Genomic DNA, 6,387 nt, shown 5'->3' on the forward strand with positions numbered 1-6,387 from the left:
GGGAGAAGGGGGAGGATCAGAGGCTGTTGGCCTCGGAAGGGGCTGGCGGACGCCAGGAGAGCAGCCGGTGCTCGAGCTTGCCGATCAGCCACTCCGCGCCGAGCACGATCACCGCGATGACGAGCATCGTGGCGAACACACCGTTGGGGTCGAAGTTGTTCTGCGCGGTCTTGATGACGAGGCCGAGCCCGCTCTGCGCACCGAGCACCTCGCCGACCAGCGCGCCGACGATGGCGAAGCCGAAGGCGCTGTGCAGGCTGGCGATGATCCAGGTGAGCGCGGAGGGCACGATGACATGCCGGATGATCTGCAGCTGGGAGGCGCCGAGCACCCGGGCGTTGGCGAGGATGTTGCGGTCGACCTCGCGGACGCCCTGGAAGGCGTTGAAGAAGACGATGAAGAACACCAGCACGGCGGCGAGCAGGATCTTCGGGGTGACGCCGATGCCGAAGGCGACGATGAAGATCGAGCCGAGGACGATGCGCGGGATGGCGTTCACCATCTTGATGTAGGGCCCGAGGACGTCGGACAGATAGCGGCTCTGGCCCAGCGCGACGCCGAAGACGACTCCGGTGCCGGCGCCGAGGGCGAAGCCGATGAGCGCCTCCTGGATGGTGGTCCAGATGTTCGCGTAGAAGGACCCGAACTCGGTGCCGTTCTGGAAGAGCTCGATGAGCCGCTTCCAGATCCCGGACGGCTGCCCGAAGAAGAACGGGTCGACGATGCCCCAGGTGGTGAACGCCTGCCAGCCGCCGATGACGACCGCGGCGAGGCCGAGGCGGCCCGCCCACACCCGTGCGACCCGCCGTCGTGCGGCCCGTTTGGCGGCGGCCGCGGCCGAGGCGGGCCCGCCGTCGGCGACCGGTACGGCGGAAGCGGTGGACGTCGTGCTCATGCCTTTCCTCCTGCGGTGCGTGCGTAGGCGCGCTCCACCTCTTCGCGCAGCGTGTCCCAGATCTGGTGCTGGAGTTCGATGAAGCGGGGCTGGTAGCGGATCTCCTGGACCGAGCCGCGCGGCCGCGGCAGGTCGATGTCGAAGACGGCCTTGACCGACCCGGGGCTGGACGTCATGACGACGACCCGGTCAGCGAGCGCCACGGCCTCGTCGAGGTCGTGGGTGATGAAGATGACGGAGGGCCGGATCTGCTCCCACAGGTCCAGCAGCTCGGTCGACATGATCGCCTTGGTCTGCACGTCCAGGGCGCCGAACGGCTCGTCCATGATCAGGATCTTGGGTTCGTTGATCAGCGCAGCGGCCATCGCCACGCGCTTGCGCATGCCGCCGGAGAGCTGGTGCGGGTAACGGTCCTCGAAACCGGTCAGGCCCACCCGGCGCAGCCAGTCGCGCGCCTGGGCCTGTGCCTGCTGCTTGGGCACGCCGCGGAAGACGGGGCCCATCAGCACATTGCCGAGGACGGATTTCCAGGGCAGCAGCGCGTCCGCCTGGAACATGAAGCTGACGCCGTCGGTGATGCCGTCCACCTCACGGCCGCCGACCTTCACCGAGCCCTCGCTGGGCCGGTCCAGCCCGGACACCATGCCCAGCGTCGTCGACTTGCCGCAGCCGGTGGGACCGACCACCGCACAGAACTGACCCGGCTCCACGGTGAACGAAACTTCTTGCAGTGCCGTGAACACCTCACCGGCAGGGGTCAGGAATCGCTTGGTGAGCCCGGAGATCTCGATGCGCGCGTCCTCGCGCTCTGCTGCACCGGCGATCGGGCTCGTCGCGACATCGTTTCGCGAAGCCATGTGAGGCCGTCTCCTTCCACACCTCGTGGGGTCGAGGAAGGCAGACGCTAGAGCTCACCCGGTGTCACGTCGCTGTTTCCCAGGTATCTCGCGAAAGCCGCGTTAACCGGGGTTCTGCTCATTCTGCTCAGGGATTCGGGGGTGGGCAGGATTACGGCCATCGGGCACAATCACGCCACCACGGGTCCGGCGCACGGCCGGCCCGGCACCACCCGGGACAGAGGCGAAGAGGCACCTGTGACACCCATCCGTATACGGATCGGGCGCGGCGGGAGGGGGAGACTCTCCGCGCGGATCCTGGCCAGCCAGCTCGTCATCCTGGCGCTCACCGGCGCCATCGGATTCGCCCTGTTCGCCTTCGCGCAGCGCTCCGCGCTCGACCGCACCTACGAGGAGCGGGCCGTGGGCATCGCGCAGAGCGCGGCAGCGGACCCGCAGATCCGGCGGGCCATGGAGTACGGCGACGGCGGTGCCGTGGTGCAGGCCGCCGCCGAGCGGATTCGGCGGGCCTCGGGGGCGTCGTACGTGGTGGTGATCGACCTGCACGGCGTCCGCCACTCGCACCCCATGCCGCGGCTGGTCGGCTCGCCGGTGGCCGAGCCGATCGTGGTGCTGGACGGCCGGACGCACGTCGGCACCGACCACGGCGCGACCGGCCGGTCCGCCAACGGCAAGGCCCCGCTGTACGGGCCGACGGGCAAGCTGGTCGGCGAGGTGTCGGTGGGTATTCCGGAACGCCATGTCCTCAGCGAGCTGTGGCGCGAGCTGCCCACCTTCGGCCTGTACGCCGCGATCGCCACCGCGCTCGGTTCCGCGGCCGCGTATCTGCTGGCCAGGCGGTTGAAGCGGACCACCTTCGGGCTGGAGCTGGAGGAGATCGCAGGACTGCTGCAGGACCGCGAGGCGATGCTGCACGGCATCCGTGAGGGTGTGGTCGCCTTCGACCCCGACGGCCGGATCACCGTCGTGAACGACGAGGCCCGCCGGCTGCTCGGCCTCGGCAACGCACTCGGCCGCACCGTCGAGCAGGTCCTGCCCGACGGCCGCCTGCGCCGCGCCCTGGACGGCACCCTGACCGGCACCGACGTCAGTGTCCTGACCGACGAGCACTGCCTCGTCGTCAACCGCATGCCGGTCACCCTGCACGGCCGTGAACTCGGCGCCGTGGTCACCGTGCGGGACCGCACCGAGATGGTCGGGCTGCTGCGCGAACTGGACTCCGTGCGAGGCCTGACCGACGCGCTCCGAGCCCAGCAGCACGAGTTCACCAACCGCATGCACACCCTGGCCGGCCTGCTCGACATCGGGGAGTACGACGACGCCTACGAGTTCGCCGTCGGCGCGGCCGGCGCCGGCCAGGCGCTCTCCGAGTCCGTGCGCAAGCGGATCGGGAACTCGCTCATGGTCGGTCTGATCGTGGCCAAGACCACGGTCGCCGCCGAACGCGGGGTAGGGATCGTGCTGGCCGACGACTCGGCCCTCGGCCAGGACCCGCCGCACCTGCACCGGCTGCTGACCATCGTCGGCAACCTGCTGGACAACGCGGTGGACGCGGCCGGTGAGGGACCGCGCCCGGCGGCCGGCCGCGAGGTACGGCTCACCCTGACCGAGAGCTCTCACGAAGTGCGGGTCCGGGTCGCGGACACCGGTCCGGGGATCCCGCCGGACGCGGCCGAGTCGATCTTCGAGGACGGCTGGTCGACCCGGCCGGAACGGGGCACCGCCCGGCGCGGCCTCGGACTGGCCCTGGTGCACCGGCTGGTGCAACGGCACGCCGGCACCATCACGGTCAGCGAGGGACCGGGCGCGGTCTTCACGGTCGTACTGCCCCTGCCGGACACGGCCCTCGCGCCGCGGGGAGCACTGTTCACCACGGCGTTGCCGGTGGGAGGCGAGCGCTGATGATCCGGACCCTGGTCGTGGACGACGACTTCCGGGTGAGCCACATCCACAGCGAGTACGTGAGCCGCGTCGCGGGCTTCGCCGTGGTCGGCGAGGCGGCGAGCGTCGCCGAGGCGTTGCAGGCGGTCCGGGCACTGCGCCCCGACCTGTTGCTGCTCGACATCTTCCTGCCCGACGGCAGCGGGCTCGACGTGCTGCGCCGGCTCACGGGGGACGAGGGCGGAGCCCGGCCCGACGCCCTGATGATCACGGCGGACCGGGACATCGAGTCGGTGCGCAGCGCCATGAAGCTCGGTGCCGTGGGCTACCTGGTCAAGCCGTTCGGCTCGCCCGACCTGTGCGAGCGGCTCACCGCCTACCGGGAACTCCAGCACCGCGTGGAGGTGCTCGGCCCGGCCGCCGAGCCGGACCAGGCCGATGTGGACGCCCTGTTCAGCGCCGCCCGGCCGCCCGCCGTCCCGCGGGTACCGGCCAAGGGCCACTCGGCGCCCACCCTGACCCTGGTCCACCAGGCGCTGCGCGCCGCGAGCGGCCCGGTGTCGGCGGCCGAGGCGGCCGAACTCACCGGTGTCTCCCGCGCCACGGCCCAGCGCTATCTGTCCTACCTGGTCAAGGAGGGCATGGTCCGCCTGGAGCTTCGATACGGCGCGGCCGGGCGTCCGGAGCACCTCTATCGCATCGTCTCCTGAACCGGCGGACCGGCCATTCACCATGTGTGGGGCACGGCCCCGGTCGTCTTCGCCGGCTTCCGCTGCCGCCGCGCCGCCAGCACCGCGTAGACCAGGATCCCGACGAACAGGAACAGCACGCCCTGGTACACGGCCGCGTAGCCGGCGCCCGCCATCAGCCAGACGGAGAAGGCGGCCGCGATCGTGGTGATCACCGAGTCCCGCACGAGACGCGTCCGGTCCACGGACCTGCCGGAGACCAGGTGGAAGAGCTGCGCCGCGGTCGCCAGCAGATACGGCACGGTCGCGGTGAACGTGGTGACGAGGACCAGGACGTCGAAGACCTTCGCCGAACCCGACAGGTAGTTGTACGCCGTGAGGAGGGAGGAGAGGACGACCGTGACGCCGACGCCGACCGTCGGCACGCCCCGGCGGCGGCGTGCGAAGGCCGCCGGGAACAGGCCGTCCTTGGCCGCGGCGTACGGGGTCTGCGCGCTCAGCAGCGTCCAGCCGTTGAGGCAGCCGGTCATCGACACCAGCGCCGCCAGCGCCACCGCCGTACCGCCCCAGCTGCCCCCGAACATCGTGTTCACGGCGTCGGAGAAGGGGGCCGTGGAGGCCACCAGCCGGTTGTGCGCGACCGTGCCGAAGACGGACAGCGTGCCCAGCAGATAGACCAGCGCGGCGCCCGCGGTGCCGATCACGGTGGCACGCCCCACATTGCGGCGCGCGTTCCTCACCTCGCCGGCGCTCACGGCGGCGGACTCCACCCCGAGGTAGGAGAAGAGCAGCAGCGCGGCGGATGCGGACACGGCACCGATCGCGCTGTGACCACTGGAGTTGAACGGCCCGAGCCGGGACGGGTCGAAGAAGAACAGCCCGCCGACCGCGACCAGCAGCAGCGGCACGAACTTCAGCACCGTCGAGACCAGCTGGACCGCGCCCACGTACCGGGTGCCGGCGAGGTTGGCGAGGGCCGGCAGCCACTGCAGGGCCAGGGCGGCCAGACACGCGGTCCACTTGTGGTCGTTGACCGGGATCAGTACGTCCAGATAGCCGACGGCGGCCACGGCGAGCGCCGCGTTCGACACCCAGGTGGTGATCCAGTACGCCCAGGCGGCGAGGAACCCGGCGAAGTCACCGAAGGCCTCACGGGCGTAGACATAGGGGCCGCCGGTACGGGGGTCGCGCGCGGCGAGCCGGCCGAAGACCAGAGCGAGCGCGATGGCACCCACGGTCAGCACACCGAAGGCGACCAGGCTGACCCAGCCGTACGGGGCGATGGAGGCGGGGAGCAGGAAGATGCCGCCGCCGATGATGTTGCCCATGACCAGCGCGGTCGCGACCGGCAGACCGAAGCGGCGGGCGTGCTTGCTGGAGGAACCGTGGGCGTCCGTGACGCCGGTGGTGTCGGGAAGGTCTCCGACGGCAGCCTTGAGCTCCTCGGAGGGGGCCGGAGCCGGCTGGGGGGCGGTCCCGGTGACGTGCATGGGTGGTGCGCCTCTCATCGAACAGATGTCCCAGGATCGCCGGGACTCAGCCATGGTCCGGGATGCCCCTGCCCGCCGCAAAATCGCCGTTTCTTGTGCCGTCCGGACCGGCTGGTGGTGGAAAAAGTGCACTGATGCGGCCTCTGTACCGTGAGATATTCGGCGTCCCAGACCCGCGGCGAGCGGCACGGCTGCGATGATCTGACGGCATGAGAACGGAAGAGGCCACCCCGGCGGCCGAACGCTTCCTGTGCGTCGAGTCCCGTGCCGACGCGAGGGCGCTGGCCGACCTCGGCAAGGCACTGCCCCCGCGCTCCGCCGGCGAGGATGTCCTGTTCCTGTCGTTCTGCTACGCGGACGCGCCCCCGGGACGGCGCTACAAGTGCTGCTTCCCGGCGGCCGACGAGGGTGACGTCACCTGGGTCACGGTCACGGTCGTCGCCGTGACCCAGCAGTTCGGCAAGCGTCTCTGATTGGCTCAGCGAGCCTGAGCGTTGCTCAGCCTTGGGAGCCAATCGCCTTCGTGCCCTGGTACTGAACGACAGGAGCCGCCAGCCCGCGTGGCACGTCCCTCC

Annotated in this window: 6 protein-coding genes; 3 read left to right on the plus strand and 3 right to left on the minus strand. The window is 70.7% G+C overall.

What is annotated here, in order from left to right; translation table 11 throughout:
• Positions 1 to 16 precede the first annotated feature (16 nt).
• Together AB0M27_RS38190 and AB0M27_RS38195 are read right to left on the minus strand one after the other, a co-directional pair.
• Complete coding sequence (locus AB0M27_RS38190) at positions 17 to 895, minus strand: ABC transporter permease (protein ID WP_365729136.1); 879 nt, start codon at positions 893 to 895, stop codon at positions 17 to 19.
• On the minus strand, positions 892 to 1,752 hold the full coding sequence (locus AB0M27_RS38195; RefSeq protein ID WP_365729138.1) for an ABC transporter ATP-binding protein: 861 nt from the start codon (positions 1,750 to 1,752) through the stop codon (positions 892 to 894). Before AB0M27_RS38195 ends, AB0M27_RS38190 begins: the two co-directional genes overlap by 4 nt.
• Before the next feature lie 237 nt (positions 1,753 to 1,989).
• Between AB0M27_RS38195 and AB0M27_RS38200 the strand changes: the two genes are divergently transcribed.
• Entirely contained in the window at positions 1,990 to 3,654 is a 1,665-nt protein-coding gene (locus AB0M27_RS38200; RefSeq protein WP_365729139.1) for a sensor histidine kinase, read from the plus strand.
• Positions 3,654 to 4,343 (plus strand): response regulator, encoded by a 690-nt coding sequence (locus tag AB0M27_RS38205; RefSeq protein ID WP_365729140.1) that lies wholly within the window; start codon positions 3,654 to 3,656, stop codon positions 4,341 to 4,343. The genes AB0M27_RS38200 and AB0M27_RS38205 overlap by 1 nt, the downstream gene beginning before the upstream one ends.
• 17 nt (positions 4,344 to 4,360) lie before the next feature.
• Here the strand turns inward: AB0M27_RS38205 and AB0M27_RS38210 are convergent, their stop codons facing one another.
• Positions 4,361 to 5,812: an amino acid permease gene (locus tag AB0M27_RS38210; protein ID WP_365729142.1), complete on the minus strand. Its 1,452-nt coding sequence runs from the start codon at positions 5,810 to 5,812 to the stop codon at positions 4,361 to 4,363.
• A 209-nt stretch (positions 5,813 to 6,021) separates the two neighbouring features.
• On the opposite strand from AB0M27_RS38210, the gene AB0M27_RS38215 reads away from it, so the two are divergent.
• Complete coding sequence (locus tag AB0M27_RS38215) at positions 6,022 to 6,285, plus strand: hypothetical protein (RefSeq protein ID WP_365729145.1); 264 nt, start codon at positions 6,022 to 6,024, stop codon at positions 6,283 to 6,285.
• Positions 6,286 to 6,387: the final 102 nt, after the last annotated feature.

This window comes from Streptomyces sp. NPDC052107 (genome assembly GCF_040680215.1).
Taxonomy (GTDB): domain Bacteria; phylum Actinomycetota; class Actinomycetes; order Streptomycetales; family Streptomycetaceae; genus Streptomyces.